Source organism: Paenibacillus taichungensis (genome assembly GCF_047302525.1).
GTDB lineage: Bacteria > Bacillota > Bacilli > Paenibacillales > Paenibacillaceae > Paenibacillus > Paenibacillus taichungensis_B.
In genome coordinates, this window is record NZ_CP168020.1 from 1,394,709 (window position 1) to 1,412,349 (window position 17,641).

The 17,641-nt window shown below is 44.9% G+C and carries 15 protein-coding genes; 11 read left to right on the forward strand and 4 right to left on the reverse strand.

The genetic code is table 11. The features are described from left to right. The first annotated feature begins 29 nt into the window (after nucleotides 1–29). Nucleotides 30–1,655 carry an ABC transporter substrate-binding protein gene (locus ACDJ58_RS06350; protein ID WP_413376408.1) on the forward strand — a complete coding sequence of 542 codons (1,626 nt, stop codon included), beginning with the start codon at nucleotides 30–32 and terminating at the stop codon, nucleotides 1,653–1,655. A 43-nt stretch (nucleotides 1,656–1,698) separates the two neighbouring features. After that, on the forward strand, nucleotides 1,699–2,970 hold the full coding sequence (locus tag ACDJ58_RS06355; protein WP_413376409.1) for a Gfo/Idh/MocA family protein: 1,272 nt from the start codon (nucleotides 1,699–1,701) through the stop codon (nucleotides 2,968–2,970). A gap of 385 nt (nucleotides 2,971–3,355) precedes the next feature. On the opposite strand, the gene ACDJ58_RS06360 is transcribed toward ACDJ58_RS06355, so the two are convergent. Genes ACDJ58_RS06360 through ACDJ58_RS06375 form a run of 4 tightly spaced genes read right to left on the reverse strand, consistent with a single transcriptional unit; the run spans nucleotide 3,356 to nucleotide 6,850 of the window. Then, on the reverse strand, nucleotides 3,356–4,057 hold the full coding sequence (locus ACDJ58_RS06360) for an ABC transporter permease (RefSeq protein WP_413376412.1): 702 nt from the start codon (nucleotides 4,055–4,057) through the stop codon (nucleotides 3,356–3,358). Between the two features lie 12 nt (nucleotides 4,058–4,069). Then, nucleotides 4,070–5,023, reverse strand: a complete 954-nt coding sequence (locus ACDJ58_RS06365; protein WP_413376414.1) for a glycine betaine ABC transporter substrate-binding protein — start codon at nucleotides 5,021–5,023, stop codon at nucleotides 4,070–4,072. Continuing rightward, nucleotides 5,020–5,685, reverse strand: a complete 666-nt coding sequence (locus ACDJ58_RS06370) for an ABC transporter permease (RefSeq protein ID WP_413376416.1) — start codon at nucleotides 5,683–5,685, stop codon at nucleotides 5,020–5,022. Before ACDJ58_RS06370 ends, ACDJ58_RS06365 begins: the two co-directional genes overlap by 4 nt. A 1-nt stretch (nucleotide 5,686) precedes the next feature. Continuing rightward, on the reverse strand, nucleotides 5,687–6,850 hold the full coding sequence (locus ACDJ58_RS06375) for an ABC transporter ATP-binding protein (RefSeq protein ID WP_413376418.1): 1,164 nt from the start codon (nucleotides 6,848–6,850) through the stop codon (nucleotides 5,687–5,689). 752 nt (nucleotides 6,851–7,602) lie between these two features. Between ACDJ58_RS06375 and ACDJ58_RS06380 the strand changes: the two genes are divergently transcribed. From ACDJ58_RS06380 to ACDJ58_RS06420, 9 genes are all read left to right on the forward strand, one after another. After that, entirely contained in the window at nucleotides 7,603–8,727 is a 1,125-nt protein-coding gene (locus tag ACDJ58_RS06380) for a GntR family transcriptional regulator (RefSeq protein WP_413376420.1), read from the forward strand. A gap of 419 nt (nucleotides 8,728–9,146) precedes the next feature. Continuing rightward, nucleotides 9,147–10,448, forward strand: a complete 1,302-nt coding sequence (locus tag ACDJ58_RS06385) for an ABC transporter substrate-binding protein (RefSeq protein ID WP_413376422.1) — start codon at nucleotides 9,147–9,149, stop codon at nucleotides 10,446–10,448. Between the two features lie 70 nt (nucleotides 10,449–10,518). Then, nucleotides 10,519–11,454, forward strand: a complete 936-nt coding sequence (locus ACDJ58_RS06390) for a carbohydrate ABC transporter permease (RefSeq protein ID WP_413376424.1) — start codon at nucleotides 10,519–10,521, stop codon at nucleotides 11,452–11,454. A gap of 17 nt (nucleotides 11,455–11,471) precedes the next feature. Beyond that, the gene (locus tag ACDJ58_RS06395; protein ID WP_413376426.1) at nucleotides 11,472–12,308 is read left to right on the forward strand and encodes a carbohydrate ABC transporter permease; all 837 of its coding nucleotides are present in this window, start codon (nucleotides 11,472–11,474) and stop codon (nucleotides 12,306–12,308) included. A 340-nt stretch (nucleotides 12,309–12,648) separates the two neighbouring features. Next, on the forward strand, nucleotides 12,649–13,233 hold the full coding sequence (locus ACDJ58_RS06400) for a chloramphenicol phosphotransferase CPT family protein (protein WP_413376428.1): 585 nt from the start codon (nucleotides 12,649–12,651) through the stop codon (nucleotides 13,231–13,233). 131 nt (nucleotides 13,234–13,364) lie between these two features. Beyond that, a complete protein-coding gene (locus ACDJ58_RS06405) occupies nucleotides 13,365–13,643 on the forward strand; it encodes a hypothetical protein (protein ID WP_413376430.1) in 279 nt (92 codons plus the stop codon). A gap of 136 nt (nucleotides 13,644–13,779) precedes the next feature. After that, nucleotides 13,780–14,820, forward strand: a complete 1,041-nt coding sequence (locus ACDJ58_RS06410) for an ABC transporter substrate-binding protein (protein WP_413376432.1) — start codon at nucleotides 13,780–13,782, stop codon at nucleotides 14,818–14,820. Between the two features lies 1 nt (nucleotide 14,821). Then, nucleotides 14,822–15,598, forward strand: coding sequence for a (2Fe-2S)-binding protein (locus ACDJ58_RS06415; protein ID WP_413376433.1), 777 nt, complete (start codon nucleotides 14,822–14,824; stop codon nucleotides 15,596–15,598). A gap of 111 nt (nucleotides 15,599–15,709) precedes the next feature. Continuing rightward, nucleotides 15,710–17,431: a helix-turn-helix domain-containing protein gene (locus ACDJ58_RS06420; protein ID WP_413376436.1), complete on the forward strand. Its 1,722-nt coding sequence runs from the start codon at nucleotides 15,710–15,712 to the stop codon at nucleotides 17,429–17,431. The last annotated feature ends 210 nt before the right edge of the window (nucleotides 17,432–17,641 follow it).

A 17,641-nucleotide genomic window follows, 5' to 3' on the forward strand; every position in this document is an offset into this window, starting at 1 on the left:
ATAGCAATGGGACAAAGGGAGGAATAAGAATGACGCTCAAAAAGTGGGGGAGTATCGCTCTAGTTTGTATGATGTCCGTTTCGATGCTGGCCGGGTGCAATTCTAAGGATGCTGATCCGGGAAGTACCAAAGATAAAGGAGCTGCCAATGGCATAGTCAATGCGACCGGATTTCCGATCGTAAATGACACCATTAAAGTGAGCGGATTTGCCGGAAAGTTTTTTGCCAATGCGGACTGGAATGATCTCAGACTCTGGAAAGAGTACGAGAAGATGTCCAATGTTCATATCCAGTGGGATACGGTGCAGAAGGATAATTTGAAGGAAAAACGCAATCTCCTGCTGGCAGGCGGCGCTTACCCGGAGCTGTTCTACGCCTCGGCATTTTCCAGATCTGATCTGCTGAAATACGGCAAACAGGGCGCATTCATTCCTTTAAATGATCTGATCGACCAATACGCGCCTAACTTTAAGGCTCTAATGAAGAAGTATCCGGTTATTGGCAAAGGGATTACGATGCCGGATGGTAACATATATGGGCTGCCAACCTTGTATGATCCGGAATTCAAGTCGGTTCTGTACGGAACACCTTGGGTGAAGAAAGAGTGGCTTGATAAATTAGGTTTGCAGGAACCGCAGACATTAGATGACTTCTATAATATGTTGAAAGCTTTTAAAGAAAAGGACCCGAACGGCAACGGGCAAAAGGATGAGATTGCCTGGGGCGGTGTGGGAACGGCTGGTGTGGTGAACTACCTGAGAGGTTCATTTGGGTTGAATAATCATGGAACCTCCAACATTAACATTGATACAGATCCTCAGACGGATAAAGTACGCTTTATTCCAACCGATCCCCAATACAAGGAGCTGCTACAGTTTGTGAATAAGCTCTACAAGGACGGATTGCTCGAGCAAGACATTGTTTCTGTTAAGAGTACCGAAGTGGATGCTAAAGGAATGGAAGGCCTGATCGGAGTCGTGGATAATGTCGATCCGGTTGCGATATATAATCAGCAAGGTTATGTTGGCATGCCAGTACTGAAGGGTCCTCATGGCGATCAGACATACAACGCCTATGGTTCTCCACTCGGTAATATCGGGATGTTCGTACTGACAGATAAAGCCCAAAATCCAGAGGCCATGATCCGCTGGATGGATTATTTCTACAGCGATGAGGGCATCAAAACGTTCTTCATGGGTTGGAAAGATGAGACGTATAAAGAAGACGCAGAAGGTAACGTAGACTATGTCGACAATATCAAGAACAACCCGGATGGCCTTAATCTAGACCAGGCGGTAGGTCAATACCTGATCTGGCCGGGTGGGTACTACCCTGGTTTTGTGAAGCAGAAGTACTTCAAGGGTGCTGAAGGTCTGCCAACTTCGGTTGATAATGCGAAAAAAGCAGAGCCTCACATCTTACCACAAGATCAAATTTGGCCTCCATTTAATTTCACGCAGGAAGAGCAGCGGGATCTGACCACTTTCCAGACGGATATTGAAACGTATGTAGATGAAATGCGTGACAAATTCATTACTGGAAATGAATCCTTTGACAATTGGGATCAGTATGTGGCAGCTCTCCAAAAGATGGGCGTAGAACGATATGTAGCCATCTATCAATCAGCAGCAGACCGTTATACCCAAGCGGATTAGAAGGTTCATCCGTAGATTTCAGATCATAAAGGAGTGAGCAAATATGAGTCAACTGAAAGCAGTCCTGATTGGAGCAGGTGCGAGGGGAGCGGGTGGCTATGCACCCTATGCACTTGATTATCCGCATGAGCTTACCTTCATTGCGGTTGCCGAAGCCGACCCAGTGAGGAGAGCAAGATTTGCTGAGAAGCACGGGATTCCGCCGGAACGCTGTTATGAGTCTTGGGAGCCCCTGTTGGCTGAACCTAAGCTGGCTGATATTGCGGTTATTTGTACACAGGACAGAATGCATTATGGCCCAACCATGCAGGCTTTAGATAAGAAGTATCATGTTATGCTGGAGAAGCCGATGTCTCCTGATCCGAAGGAATGTCTTGAGATGGAACAAGCGGCCAGAGATAATGACCGTCTGCTGACGATCTGCCATGTGCTGCGGTACACACCGTTCTGGAATACAATCAAGAAGGTGATACAAGAAGGACGTATCGGAGAAATTGTCTCCATTCAGTTGAATGAGAACGTGGGTTACTGGCATATTGCCCACAGCTTCGTGCGAGGAAATTGGAACAATTCCAACAAATCCAGCCCGATGATCCTGTCCAAGTCATGCCATGATATGGACGTATTATCCTGGCTCGTGGATCAGCCTTGCCTCAAGGTCAGTTCGTTCGGATCTCTTAAACATTTTCATGAAGGCAATGCACCGGAAGGTTCCGCTGACCGATGCTTGGATTGTGCTGTAGAACCAACCTGCGCGTATTCTGCACCAAGATTTTATTTGAGTGACCAGTTCAGGGGTTGGGCAGGACATTTTACACAGGAGCTGACGAAACCGAATATCATACAGGGCTTGCGTGATACCGATTACGGCCGGTGTGTATACCGGAGTGACAATAATGTGGTAGATCATCAGGTTGTGAATATGGAATTTGAAGGTGGAGCTACGGCCATGTTCAGTATGTGCGGCTTTACATTTGAGCAGGAACGTAGAATCCAGATCATGGGGACGAAAGGAGAACTTCGTGGTGAGGAAGATCAAATTACCGTGTACGACTTTTTGACGCATCAAAAAACAGAAATCACAATCCCTTCTCAAACCAGTGGCCATGGTGGGGGAGACAGTGGCATTGTGAGGAATTTTCTAGATGAGGTGCGTCACTATAACGGCCAGGAAAGCCTGACATCGGCTGCAGCTTCCGTCCGGAGCCATCTGATAGCATTCGCAGCTGAAAAGTCGCGGCTGAACAGTGGCGAGTCTATCGATCTGAATGAATATGCCCGTCAGCTTATGGTGAAGGAAGAGCTATCTAAATAATCAGCAGTGTATCGATAAGCTGCTCCTCAAGGTATGAATATATTTTGAGGGATGGTTTTCGTATTATCAGGTTAGCCAGTAATTACTGGTTGGCCTTTTTTTGTGGTCGTTTTACGATGGGGGGAGCCGGGAGAACGTGGAGGCTTTAGGGGCAATAAGGGGTAACAAAATCTTATAAGCCAGACACTCGACTGAGCAGACCTCCAGTAGATGTTACATATATTTATGGAAAAGGCTGATATGAAGAATGAAGACTTGAGAGCAATTCGAGGAAGTCTGGAAACAGCTATGGGAGGAATGATTCGTACACGGAGCGTCTGACAACTGAAAGAAAGGGAGCATCCCGATCTTAGATCTTTTGGGATACCCCCTATGGAGTCAAATGTCATTTGATATTTTGTATTTTAGCAGGTGATGGAGCCGCATTGGGTGACTTTCGTTTGGACAGATCCATTTTACGCTGCAAAATTCCAAGCACAAGATCCGCAACGATCGCCAGCATCGCAGCAGGAATGGCACCTGCGAAGATCCGGAGGGAGTTATTGCTGTTCAGTCCAGCGTATATTTCCCGTCCCAACCCGCCGCCTCCCACGAGGGGAGCAATCGTTACCACGCCGATGGCAATGACGGCCGCAATACGCAAACCTGAAATGATATAAGTCAGCGCGAGCGGAAAACGAACTTTAACGAGCATTTGGAAGGCGCTCATACCAATTCCCTTTCCAGATTCAAGATAGCTGGGATCCACCTGTCTTAACCCAACGTATGTATTACGTGCGATTGGATTCAGTGAATACAGGAAGAGCCCTACCATGACCGTTTTCGTTCCGAGTCCCAGCCATAACATGAGAACCACAAGCATGGCCAAGCTCGGTACCACCTGAAGGATGTTTGTAATAAATAAAATGATCTTGGCAGCCCATTTGCTTTTAGAGCAGAGGATTCCAAGAGGCACTCCGATGATTACTGCCAGTCCCAGACCGATAACCACCATCGTAACATGCTGGATGAAATACTCCCAGAGCAAACCTTTATTTCGTGAAATATAGGACAAAAAGTCTGCAAATGTTAAATGTTCACTTTCCATGCTTACCCTCCTTTAGCTTTTCAAGAGGCCTTGCTCTTTCAAGTACGTGATCGCGACCTCCCGCTCGCTTTTCTTCTCAATGTCCACCTGATAATTGAGCGATATCATCGTATCTGCATCCAGATGACCGATTAAAGGCGCTACTGTATCCTGAATTTCAGGATGCTCCTTCAAAAGGTCCGAACGCAATACCGGACTTGCATCATATGGAGGGAAGAATTGCTTGTCATCCTGAAGTGTCTGCAATTGGTAGGCTTTTAGCCGGGAATCCGTAGAATAGGCCAATACGATATCAACCTGCTCATTGGCTACCGCGCTGTATACTAGACTGATTTCCATAGGAAACACCTGTCCAAATTTGATGTCATATACTTTGGAGAATGCTGGATATCCATCGGTGTTTCTTTCCAGCCAGGTGGTATCTACCCCCAGCTTCATATTGGTCATGTCTTGTTTGACATCGGAAATTTTGGTATACCCATTGGATTCGGAAAGATCCTTTCTTATCGTGAACGCATATGTGTTCTCAAAACCCAAAGGGTTCATCCAGATGAACCCAAAGTGCTCCAGGAATCCATCTTGTGCTTCCTTCAAGACTTTGGCGCGTTCTTTGGTACCGCTGATCGGAAAATGATTGTTGAAAATTTCACCGGTATATAATGTCGCCATCTGAACGTCGTTTCTTTTCATCGCATTGATGACCAATGAACTGGATGCCAGATCCGGGATAATATTTACCTTCAGATTGGTTTGGTCTTCAATCAGAGCTTTGTACATTTCGGCAATAATCTTGGTTTCGGTATAGGTTTGAGTCCCGATCGTAATCTCGCTTTTAATTCCGCATGCGGAATTAAAAGCGGCAAGAGCAATCATGCAGACTAACATCGGTATCCATTTGAGCTTAATCAGTTTCATCACGCCTTCCTTGTTCCGTCTGGCTCGCCGTCTGCGGTTGTTGTTACTCATATAGCTGCGTCCCGGGTCTGATTCTGATGGTAGTGCTTGCTGAGCCAGCCCTCAAGCAGACCAAGCAAACCGTCAGCTACAAGTGCCAGGAGTATAGCACCAATGCCACCGATGAATATCATCTCGGGCTTGTTGACACCAAGTCCAGATACAATAAGCTGGCCTAAACCGCCAGCACCAATCAGGGAAGCCAGTGTTGCCCAGCTGATGATGTACACCGTCGTTATGCGGATACCGGACATGATGTAAGGAAGCGTTAAGGGAAGCTGAATCCTCAAAATCGTTTGAGCGGTACTATATCCCATTCCCCTGGCAGAATTGAGTACTCCTTTATCCACGGAGTGAAAACCGTCATAGGTATTACGCAGGATCGGCATCAGGGAGTACAGAAACAGCGCCAGTATGGCCGGCTTCATTCCGATGCCGAGCAGCGGAATCAGAATAGCCAGAAGAGCCAAGCTCGGAACCGTCTGAAACAGGTTTGTAATGAAAAATACGATGCTATTAATCCAGCCTATCCGGTTGTATACCAATAGTATACCGATTGGTACTGCAATAATCGTCCCCAAAAGCACGGCAGAGGATGAGAGGATCAGATGCTCCTGCAATGCCTTCAGAATATCCGGATAACGATCCGTGATGAAACTCCAGAATGCGTTCATATCACTCATCCTCTCCGTTCAGCACCGGAGGGACCATCATTGGATATACTTCGGCCAAATGTTTAACCACACTGCCTCTTGTAATTAATCCGAGGAACCGGTTATTACTGTCTATTACAGGGAGATTACTGAGTTGATGGCTGTCCATGGTCTCGATTGCCTGTGGAAGCGTGCTTCCCGAAGCGACGGAAAAACGGACCGGATGCATAACATCAGCTACAGTTTTCCCTTCCTCGCCGTATTGGTCGAGAACCCGGTAGATTGAAACCACTCCTTGAAGCTGGCGGTTACGGTCCACGATCAGCAGCGAATCGACCCGCTTCATTTCCATCATCTTTATGGCTTCAGCTAATCCTCTGTTCGGGAATGCAGTGACCGGATTAGTAATCATCACTTCATCTACAAGCGGAATTTCATAGGCGCTTTCATTTTCATCTTGCAGACGTTTCGACCCGATAAAGTCACGTACATAATCGTTTGCGGGATGCCGTAAAATGGTGTCCGGTTTACCCGTTTGCATCACTTCACCATCCTTCATCAGAACAATGGTATCCGCAATTTTAATAGCTTCATCCATATCATGCGTAACAAAGATAATAGTTTTATGGAGATCCTGCTGAAGCCGGATCAGTTCATCCTGAAGCTGCTCACGGCTGATGGGATCCAGTGCGGAAAAAGGCTCATCCATAAGGATGATGTCAGGTTCAGCCGCAAGTGCTCGCACTACACCTACACGCTGCTGTTGTCCGCCGCTAAGCTCCGATGGATAGCGAGTGGCATAGGTTGTGTGGTCCAGTCCGACCATGTCCAACAATTCATTCACTTTTTGATCTGTTTTGTCTTTTTCCCACTTCTTCAGACGCGGAACCACACCAGCGTTCTTGGAGATATTCATATGCGGAAATAAACCAACGCTTTGAATGACATAGCCGATATTGCGCCGCAGTTCAACCGGATTCAATCTCGAAATATCCTTACCATCAATCATCACTTTGCCCGATGAGGGCGTATTGAGCGCATTGATCAGTTTCATCGTTGTCGATTTGCCACAGCCACTCGGTCCGATAAGGACGGTAATTTCACCTTTTTTGAATTCAAGGTTAAGGTCTTTCAGAGCGTGAAAGCCATTATCATAAACCTTGTTCACATGCTCTAGTACTATCATTCAATCGCCCCTTTGCAAGCAGTATCCATATTATGCGGAGCATTTGGCATATTATCCATCGGAGACCCAAAAAACTGTTGAGGGGAGAGTTGGATGTCAGAGTTAAGGGAAGGCGGCACACTTGTTATGTAGAAATGGAAATGAAGCTAAGCGCGTTAGCTTTTAAAGAAATCAAAATGAGGTTTAAGCGCATCATCAAGGCGATGGAGAATTTTCAACGAGGAAATCCCTGAGGGTAATAACATTTTAAGTAAAAAAATTCCATCCAAAAAGTATTAAGCCCCTGTTCGTATACGGGAAAGTATGCGTTCTCATACATGAATCCCTAACATCCTGTGAGAACTCAAGTAGCCTGTAATTGTGCCACTGCTTCTCTCCGCCCAAATGGATATATGCAAAATGCAAAAGCAGGTAACGAGTCCCTTATGAGTAGGTCCGTATAACTGCAATAATATGTTTAATAAATTACCCATTTTGCATTGGAATGAAACATGTATATAGAATGATTTTGAATTGTTGGTTCCCCAGGTCCAGAACCGTCCATGAAGCAAGTCTTGCTCTGTACGACAATAAAGTCCTTGGGATCTAGCTCAAGAATCGGGGAGTGCAACACCGCTTGTCGCACTTCATATTATTATCCGTCTAGTTCGACTTCAATGCTACAGAAGTTCGTCGGTAATCTGAGTAACTTTGCGAATTACTCCTTGTGTAATATACTTAGTATATTAATATTATGATGTCAGGGTGGTTTTGTGGAATTGCATTTATACGAGCAGATATATGTCTATATTGTACAAGAGATTAAAGAAGGTCGATTAAAAGAAGGAGACCGAGTCTCTTCTGAAAAAGAGTTGGCTGAAAAATTTGGCGTCAGTCGTATTACATCTAAAAAGGCTCTGGAGAAATTGGCAGATTCTGGGGTTATCAAACGAATACAAGGAAAAGGTTCATATGTGGCCGATGGTATAATTGGAGGACAAGAACCGAAGCACTATTCAGAGGTAAAAACGACCTTGGTGCCTGAGGATGATAAGCGGTTGATCGGTTTTATTATACCGAATTTTTCTGACGAGTTTGGCCTACAACTTCTTAGATCGATGGAAAAGCGGAGTGCTGAGCATAATTATCAACTCATTATCAAGCGAACTTGCGGGGATCGGGATGAGGAAAAACGCGCGATCGACTTATTTATTGGTTTGGGTATCAAAGGATTAATCGTGACCCCCATTCATGGTCAACACTATAATTCGGAGCTACTTCGACTTGTATTAGATCGGTTTCCAATTGTTTTGGTCGATAGATATCTAAAAGGAATTCCAGTTTGTTCGGTATACACAGACAATAAGAAAGCGGCTATGGATCTTACGCGTCATCTGATTAGCAAAGGTCATAAAAAAATTGCCTTTTTATCTCCGCCGGAAGAGAACACTTCAACATTGGAGGAAAGGCTGCTCGGGTATACGTTTGCCTTCACCCAAGAAGGAATGAACTTGAACAAAGATTTTTTATTGACGAACTTGAAGGGTACCCTTCCCATGAACATAAACGGAACAGCGATTGAAAGTGATAAAGAAACAGTAAAGCATTTTTTGGAACAACACCCTGATGTAAAGGCGTTTGTCGCGTCGGAATTTCTAATAGCTACCATGCTGGCTCAAGTCATCCACTCGATGGGGAAATCTCTGGAGGAATTCGAGATTGTTTGTTTCGACTCCCTGAACGACCACCTGGGTCAACCCATCTTCACTCATATTAAGCAGGATGAGAATCAGATGGGTGAATTGGCAGTGGATATGCTAATCTCTCAGTTGCATGGAACAGCAGTTCCCGAGCTGAACATCATTAAACATCGTATGGTCGTGAAAAATAACAGGTAGGGTTAATACAAGCGCAGCTCAACAAAAGCAAGCATATTGTTCAAGGTGTCGAGAAGTCCCCAGGGGCTTATCGGCACTTTTTTTGATATCAGAAATAAAACTTCGAAGCATGGACCTTCCTGACCTGGGAGATTAACGAACCTTGAAACGTCGATTTATATATCTAATTATAGCCATACGTCATGAATATTTATGTCGTAATATTGCAATTGACACGCTTTATGATGTCATATTAATATACTTAGTATAACTAGTGGGGTTCTTATAACAAATTCACTTCGTTTATCATTTTCTGATTTTAATAGTTCATATCATCAATCTTGTTAGCGCTTACATAAATTGTGGATTGATCAGAAAATGAAGTGGATCTTATAGGAACTCAAGTTAAACGAATTAATTTAACTTAAGGGGGACTTTGAATGAGGAGATCCAAAAAAATCGCATTTCCAATTCTTGTTTACTTTCTGGCTATGTCACTACTTGTAACCGCTTGCTCAACGAAGGGAGACTCAAGCGATCAGGCCGGAGAGGGGAATACAACGGTTACCATGTGGCATGGTCTTACCTCAATTGATTTAGATAATATGAATAAAGTCGTGAAGGCATTTGAGGAGAAAAATCCTACCATCAAAATGAAATTGGTTTATACAGAATCCAGCGAGGGATCCGATCAGAAGCTGCTGACTGCAGTCGCAGGCGGCAATCCTCCTGACGTTGCACTTTTCGACCGTTTTAAGGTCGGTACTTGGGCTGCGCAAGGTTCTCTGACTGACTTATCCTCGATGGCAGCAGAATCCGGAATTCGTAAGGAAATGTATTATCCATTTGCTTGGGAGGAGTCCAGTTATCAAGGAAAGCTTTATGCAATGCCGATGGATACGGACTCTCGCCTGCTATTTTACAATAAGGATCATTTCAAAGAAGTAGGGCTGGATCCCAACAAACCACCACAAACGATCGCCGAGCTTGAAGCGGCCGCCGAAAAGTTGACCATCAAGGAAGGTAAACGTTTCAAACGGATCGGGTTCATCCCATGGTATTCGCAAGGCTGGCTGTATACTTGGGGATGGGCATTTGGAGGAGAATTCAAGGACGCTGCCACCGGCAAAATTACCGCCAATGATCCTAAAGTCGTTGAAGCGCTACAATGGATGACCGACTTCGGCAAAAAATACAATGTCGAGGATATTGCCGGATTCACAAGCGCAGCTGGCACGGAGGAAATGGATCCGTTCATTTCCGGTCAAGTCAGCATGAAGATAAGTGGAAACTTTACAGTGAAGGGTATCGAAAAATTTAAGCCGGATTTAAATTACGGTGTTGCACCAATACCGACTCCAACAGGTACTAATTTTACGACATGGTCGGGAGGCGGGTCCGCTATTATCCCTAAAGGCGCCAAGAACGTCGCTGCTGCTTGGAAATTCCTCGAATTCTTAGGGAAAGAAGAGGGGCAAACGTTATTAAACGCTGACTCTCAAATTTCCGTTATCGATTCGGTTAACGACAAATACGGTTACAAGGACGATCCGATTATGAAGGAATTTATTAATATTTTGCCCAATTCACACAACCGCCCGGTTATTCCTGAAGGACAGCTGTTGTGGAATGAGTTAGCTTCCGCTACGGAAAAGGCTACCCGCGGTAACGGTACTCCGAAAGAGAACCTGGATAGAGTAACAGAGATTGTTAATAAGGCTTTAGAAAAATACGACAAATAGGGTGCTCGGTAGGCAGGGAGCGAACTCTCTCCTTGCCTATTAATGAATGACAATTGGAAGGAGAATGCACATGGCGAAACTGGCCGATTCAGTTCAAGTAAACACAATTCCATCGGCAAGGAAACGAGCACTCCACAGAACTAACGTGATTGGGTGGCTGTTTGCTTCACCTTGGGCTATAGGGCTGCTATGCTTTTATGCAATTCCGATGCTAATGTCCATCTACTTCAGCTTCACTACTTACAGCATTCTGCAGCCTGGTGAATTTGTCGGAATGAGTAATTATATAGATCTATTTCATGATCCTTTGTTTTGGAAATCCATATACAACACGCTTTATTTCACGGTATTTTTTGTTCCATTAAGTATATTTTTCGGTGTGGCACTCGCTATGATGTTGAATATGAAGGTCAAGGGGATGGCTATATTCAGAACGATCTTTTTCTTGCCTACACTTGTTCCACAAGTGGCTTTGGCTGTTCTGTGGATGTGGTTGTTACATCCAAACTTCGGATTGGTGAACGGGATGTTAGCGAATATCGGTATTGATGGGCCTTCTTGGCTTGGTGGTGAGTCGTGGTCCAAGCCTTCACTCATCTTGATGTCTCTTTGGGGTATTGGGCAAGCCGTCGTCATCTACCTTGCTGGATTAGGAGACATCCCTGAAGAGTACTATGAAGCAGCACAAATCGATGGAGCTAACTGGTTTCAGAAAACGAGAAAGGTAACCCTGCCTTTGCTCACTCCCGTTATTTTCTACAACCTTGTCATGGGAATGATCGGTGCATTCCAACAGTTTACTCTTCCCTATACGTTGACCAAAGGGCAAGGAACTCCTGCAAATTCCATGACTTTTTACGTCATGTATTTATATGAGAACGGATTCAGGTATTTCAAAATGGGTTATGCATCCGCAATGGCCTGGATCTTATTTATTATAGTTATGGCATTAACCGGGATTGTTTTTATTACGTCTAAACGCTGGGTTCATTATCAAGGGAAATAAGGAGGAGGAAGTAAGGGATGAATCCTATCGCTATCAAAAGACTCAATCGTGCGTTAGCCTATTTATGTCTAATTGTTGCTTCTGCATTTTTCATTATTCCGTTCATTTGGCTGCTTTCGACTTCTCTTAAACCACTCACACAAATCTTTACGTTCCCCCCAGAGTGGATTCCGCATCCAATTCTGTGGAGTAATTATTCCCGTGCCGTTGAGTATATCCCTTTCTGGACATATCTGAAAAACACGGCGATTATAACAATCGTTAGTACGCTTGGTGTGATCATATCCTGTCCCTTAGTTGCATATAGTTTTGCCAAGTTAGAGTACCGTGGGAGAGGTATACTTTTCTTTGTTACCCTCGCTGTTATGATGATCCCCGGACAGGTGACGATGATTCCTCTATTCCTGTTGTTTACTAAATTAGGTTGGGTAGGAACATCTCTTCCACTGATTGTACCCCAATTTTTTGGAGTGCCAATTTACATTTTTCTATTGCGGCAGTTTTTCATGGGACTGCCTGATGCCCTGCGCGAAGCGGCCCGCTTAGACGGCGCTAGTGAATTCCGCATATATTTACAGATCATGTTTCCACTAGCCAAATCCGCCGTTTTAGCCGTGGCATTGTTTCAATTTATGGGGAGCTGGACTGATTTCATGGGCCCCTTGCTATATTTAACCAATGAACCATCTTACACGGTTTCGCTCGGATTGCAGCAATTTCAGAGTCAAAAGGGATCCGAATGGGGTCTATTAATGGCCGTATCCACCTTGATGACATTACCTATTATTGTTTTGTTCTTTTTTCTACAAAAGACGTTTATTAGCGGCATTACATTTAGCGGTATAAAAGGTTGAACATCATAACGATGGATAGGTCTGTTGAAAAAAGTTAATAAGTAAAAAGGCAGCGATGTGTAAAGCAGAAGCTGCCTTTTTGCGTACCAAAATAAGGAGATTCAGGAGCTCCTCGGCCACTCAAGCCTGAAGACAACCTGTCGGAGATGGAGGGTTAGCCCTCTCTTCGTCTAATAATATATATGGGACATTAAGCGAATTCGTATATTTGCTCCTACGCAGGAAATGGGTTAGAACACCATGGTAATAGCACAATTAAGTGTACAGGTTAGCTCGAACTTAGCAAAACAACAATGTGATCTGAAAGGTACTGCCAATTTGATAGATAAGGGTGATTGATATGGAACGAGGACTCATTATATTTTTGAACGGAACGTCAAGTGCGGGGAAGACGAGCATCGCGATGGAATTGAAAAATCAGGGAGAGGTTCCGTTTCATCATCTGTCTGTAGATCAATTTGCCCAAAATTATGATCAGTTTATCGACAATACATACCCAGATATGAAACCAACAAGAGAAGTGGAACACCATGTGATGACAGATATCCTGTTCGACCCCATCAATTCGTTGTACTGTGCAACCATTAAACTGTTTTCGGAAATGGGTTTGAATGTCATCGTGGATACGGTCATCAGCAATGACAAGTGGTTTAATGGTTTTTATGATTTACTATCGGATTATCCGATATTGTTTGTAGGTGTACACTGCTCGAAAGAAGAACTCACCAGAAGAGAGCAGAGCAGAGGAGATCGTGCGATTGGACTCGCCCATTCCCAGTTCGACTACATATACTCCTATGATGAATATGATCTGGAAGTGAACACGGAAGAACTTAGCTCAGCGGAATGTGCGGAAAAGATATTAAGTTATATGAATTCCGAGCAGGAATACTTGGCATTTAAGAAATTAAGTAGAAGAGACTGAAGGAGATAAGTAAATTAAACGATTAAAGTTTATCATTGAAAAAAATCCGAAAGCATTGGAAGGCTGTCTGATTCCCTATGGGAAGAAGGAGGGCCTTTCTTTTTTTGGACAGTTGAAATGGGGAGAAATTTATGAATCCAGAAGATCATATCCAACACATGTTACAGGCAATCATTGAGAAAACACAATCCATCATCAACGATAGTCATAAACAACCCTTCGGCTCGTTGAAGTATTTCTTAGAGCATATTATAGAGTACCGAGATAAACAGCAATACATGTCAAACGAATGGCATATCCGCACACCGCGCTGGCTAGGGGAGTATGGAAATACGCCGGAGGAAGAAGAGCTTCTTTCAGACATTTACCGACTGCAAGCGTATATCGCTGAGAAATTAAAGGGCGGATAAGCGGCTGGTGATGTCGCATTAGTCCGGCTCAAATGTCGCAAAAGTACATGGTAACGCGATGCGGAGATCGTTTATACTCTCTTTATGTTTCGATAATGAAAATCATTATCAGTTTTATGCATAAGGGGGATTCATCATGAATCAAGGAACAAAGGGACAAGCGGCTAGAAGCAAAGCCTATGCTGCCCACAAATCACGATTATTTATGGGCTTGATGCTGGCCCTCATTCTTGTCCTGACGGCTTGTGGGGCCGGAACAGGTACAGATAGCGGCAAGCCGTCTGCGGCAACGCCAGCAGAGACACCTGCGAATACAGAGAATCAGACTGATGGAGCTTTTCCTGTAACGATTAAACACATGAAGGGTGAGCTCACGCTAAACGAGAAACCAAAGAAAATCGCGGTGCTTGATGTCAAATTTCTGGATCAGATGTTAGCTGTTGGCGAGAAGCCGGCAGGCAGTGTTATCGCTGGAGGCAACACCGATTTTCCAGAATACTTAGGTGACCAGCCGAGTGACGTACAGGTTCTGGGTACACGGGACGAGCCTAATCTGGAAGCGATTGTAGCCCTAGGTCCGGATCTGATTATCATGACTGACTTCCAAGAGAAACAGTATGAGAATGTTAGCAAAATTGCACCTACCCTTGTACTCGACTTCTACGAAGATTGGCATGATACGTTAGCCACGGTCGCCAAGATTACAGACAAGCAGGACGAGGCAGAGAAGGTGCGTAAAGCGTATGAGGACAAAGTCGCTGGACTGAAGGCGAAGCTGTCAGAGAAGATGGGTGATGAGACGGTAGCCCTTATTCGTCCGAGAAAAGAAGGCATTCGTGTTCATGGTATCGAGCATCGCACAGGCGGCATTCTGTATCAGGATTTGGGCTTGAACATGCCTGCGCTCGTTCAGGAGATCAAAGATGATGCCTCCGTTGAAATCTCGATGGAGAAGGTTCCTGAGATTGGCGCGGATCATTATTTTGTGCTGTCAGATGAGCTGTTTGCCGCAGAGGCAGAAGCTATGGCGAGCAATCAAGTATGGAAATCCCTTGATGCAGTGAAAGATAACCGTGCATATGATGTGAATTCAACACTTTGGATCGCATACTATGGTCCACTTGCCATTAATCTTATTGTAGATCAGGCATCGGAAGCCCTGCTCGGTTCGAATTAAAATGGACCGTTATCTCTCGACTGACTTATGGAAACAAACGGCGGAAAAACATTCGATATGGCTGGGTGAGCCGCCAGAACATAGTATCCGTACCATTGCTCTAAGTGAGCTGCATGATGAAGCGGCATGCCGGAAGTATATACGCTGGTTTCAGGAGTATATCGATGCGCCTGACATGAAGGTTGCCGCTTCGATGTTAGCCAAGCGAATTGGCTATCTGTGGACCGCGCCGCTGGTGATAGCGATGACTTTTCATCATCAGCATGTTACCTTTCAGTTGGAGAACAGCTTTCTCTATCATCCAACGCTCTCAGCTAATGAGGGGGGAACACGGTTTCCTTTTCTAGCGGTGAACGGGCTTCGGGCAGAACCACTATCGGAAGACAGGGAATTCTCTCGGGAAAAGGTGGTAGAGGAGATGTTTGCGGTACAGCTTACACCGCTGTTAAAGATGCTTGCTGCGATTGCTCCACTTTCAATGAGTATCCTCTGGGAGAATATCATGGTACGCATTGGGCCACTGTATACGCTTGAAGCTGAAGAGGCAGAGCGGGAAAGTGAGCACATCCAGGCCGATTTTTCATATCTGACGCAAGGAGCGCCCGGGCATGTGTTCGGTGTAAAACGTAATCCGTTGACCCGCTTCACAGATCATAAGGACAACATTCCAGTGGCGAAAAGCGAGCGTATCACCTGTTGTTTTTATTATCAGATGTCAGGGGAATATTGCAGAAAATGTCCGAAAATTGACAATGAGAATAAATCTCAATTAAAATGACAACAGCAACAATCATACCTTTGCTATGGGCCTGTTTGTATATTCATGAGTTAAGCCTAATCAGGTGATTCAATATATAGCAAAGGATGCTATTGTCAGGAGATGAGAGAAATGCCGCTGCAAGAACAGACAAGTCTATGGAGTGATACGACAATCAAGATGCTTGACGGGTATAGCGGTACTTTGCAGACAGGCAGTGTTCTTAGTGAAACAGAATTAAATTCAAATGTGTTGCTGCTGGCATACGGAGGGGAAGGGGAGCTTGCAATGAATGGTGAGCTATGCCACATTGGAGCTTCTTTTGCTGGTCATGTGGTTAAGGGCACATCCTTCACGCTGACGGCCAGATCAGACGAACTTTATTATATCGTGATCATGTACAAGGCTTCTTCCATGGAAGGAGCCTCTCATGCTATACCCTCATATCGCAAACACCCACTGCAAACTTCGTTTATTCAGAACCCTGTGACTCAAGCGGAATGGATTCAGAATGCGGAAAAAATCGTTGCCAAATGGCGTCGTGGCGAAGGACTGGAACGTTTTCATGCCAATGCGTTGCTCCAGGGAATGATCTACGAACTGATCATGGAGTATGAATGTGGTCAAGGTGGAACAGAGTCCGACATGGTGGATGTTGTCGTGTCATATATATCATCGCATTATCGTCAGAATCTGGAGCTCAAAGAGTTGGCAGCCCTCGCTGGATGCAGTGTAAGACAGTTGCAGCGACGATTCAAACAAGAGAAGCAGCTCGGACCGATGGAGTACGTCATCCAGCTGCGGATGGAGAATGCATCGCGGTTGCTGCATCATACAGATGCTCCCATTGGGGAAATTGCTGACAGAATAGGCTACCGCGACATGTATTACTTCAGTAGGGCGTTTAAGAAATATTATGGCGTTCCTCCGCTGCGTTATCGGCTTGCTGCCGCTTTGGAAACAGATGCAAACTATGCTCATTCCTTGCTGCAGAATCGATTGGTTTCTTCGTACGAGTCGGACCAAGGTCCGGTGATATGTCATATGCGAGGTGAATATCAAGTCACCAGTGCTCCACAGCGTATCGCCGTACTCGATGTGCAATATGCCGATCATTTGCTTGCCCTTGGGTTGTCTCCAGCAGGAAGTGTGGGATCGGGAAGTACGGTGGTAAATTTCCCTCAATACATTAGGGCAGGACTTCAGGGTACAAAATTACTCGGAACGTATGAGTACCCTGATCTGCTTGGTGTGGAACGATTGTTACCAGATCTGATTATTTGCACCGAGGTGCATGATCAGCACTATGAACGGTTAAGCCGGATCGCTCCGGTTCTCATGTTTAAGCGCAATGAGAGCTGGCAGACCATTCTGAGCCTGTTCGGTGAACTGACAGGTAAGCGAGCAGAGGCAAAGCGTATACTAGCGGATTATCATCGACGAACCGCATTGCTGTCCGAAGAACTTGCTACAGTACTGGCAGGTAAGAGTGTAGCACTGATTCGTCCACTAGATTCTCTCGTTCGCGTACATTCTGCCTCTCATCGTACAGGTGCAGTGCTGTACCGTGACCTAGGTTTACCTGCTCCATCATTTGTAGCAGATGCTTCGGACACGGCTTATCATATTTCAGTTGAAAGACTACCAGCTGTACATGCCAGCCACTATTTTTTGCTTAGCAATGAAATGATGCAAGAGGGAATATCCGCGACAGAGCAACGTGTCTGGGGGATGCTCGATGCGAGTGAGCGCCAGCACATACACTCGGTCGATGCCGCGACATGGATCGGCTGTTATGGACCGACAGGCATTAATGGCATTGTGGATCAGATTGAACAGTCTTTGTTGGCTTGAGCGGGTTATGATTTTTTTGTTGTTTGTAAAGGTATACCTTTACAGAAAGTAGAGAACAGGAAAATTATATTAGGATGATGAGTTCCTCATTAAGCTAACGGGCAGTATAGTGGCAAGGTAGCTCTTTGATCCGGCTCATCGTAAATCATACTATAACTTATTGAAATTGCTTGCAGATTTAATATTGACGGTAATTGCAATTTAGCCTCA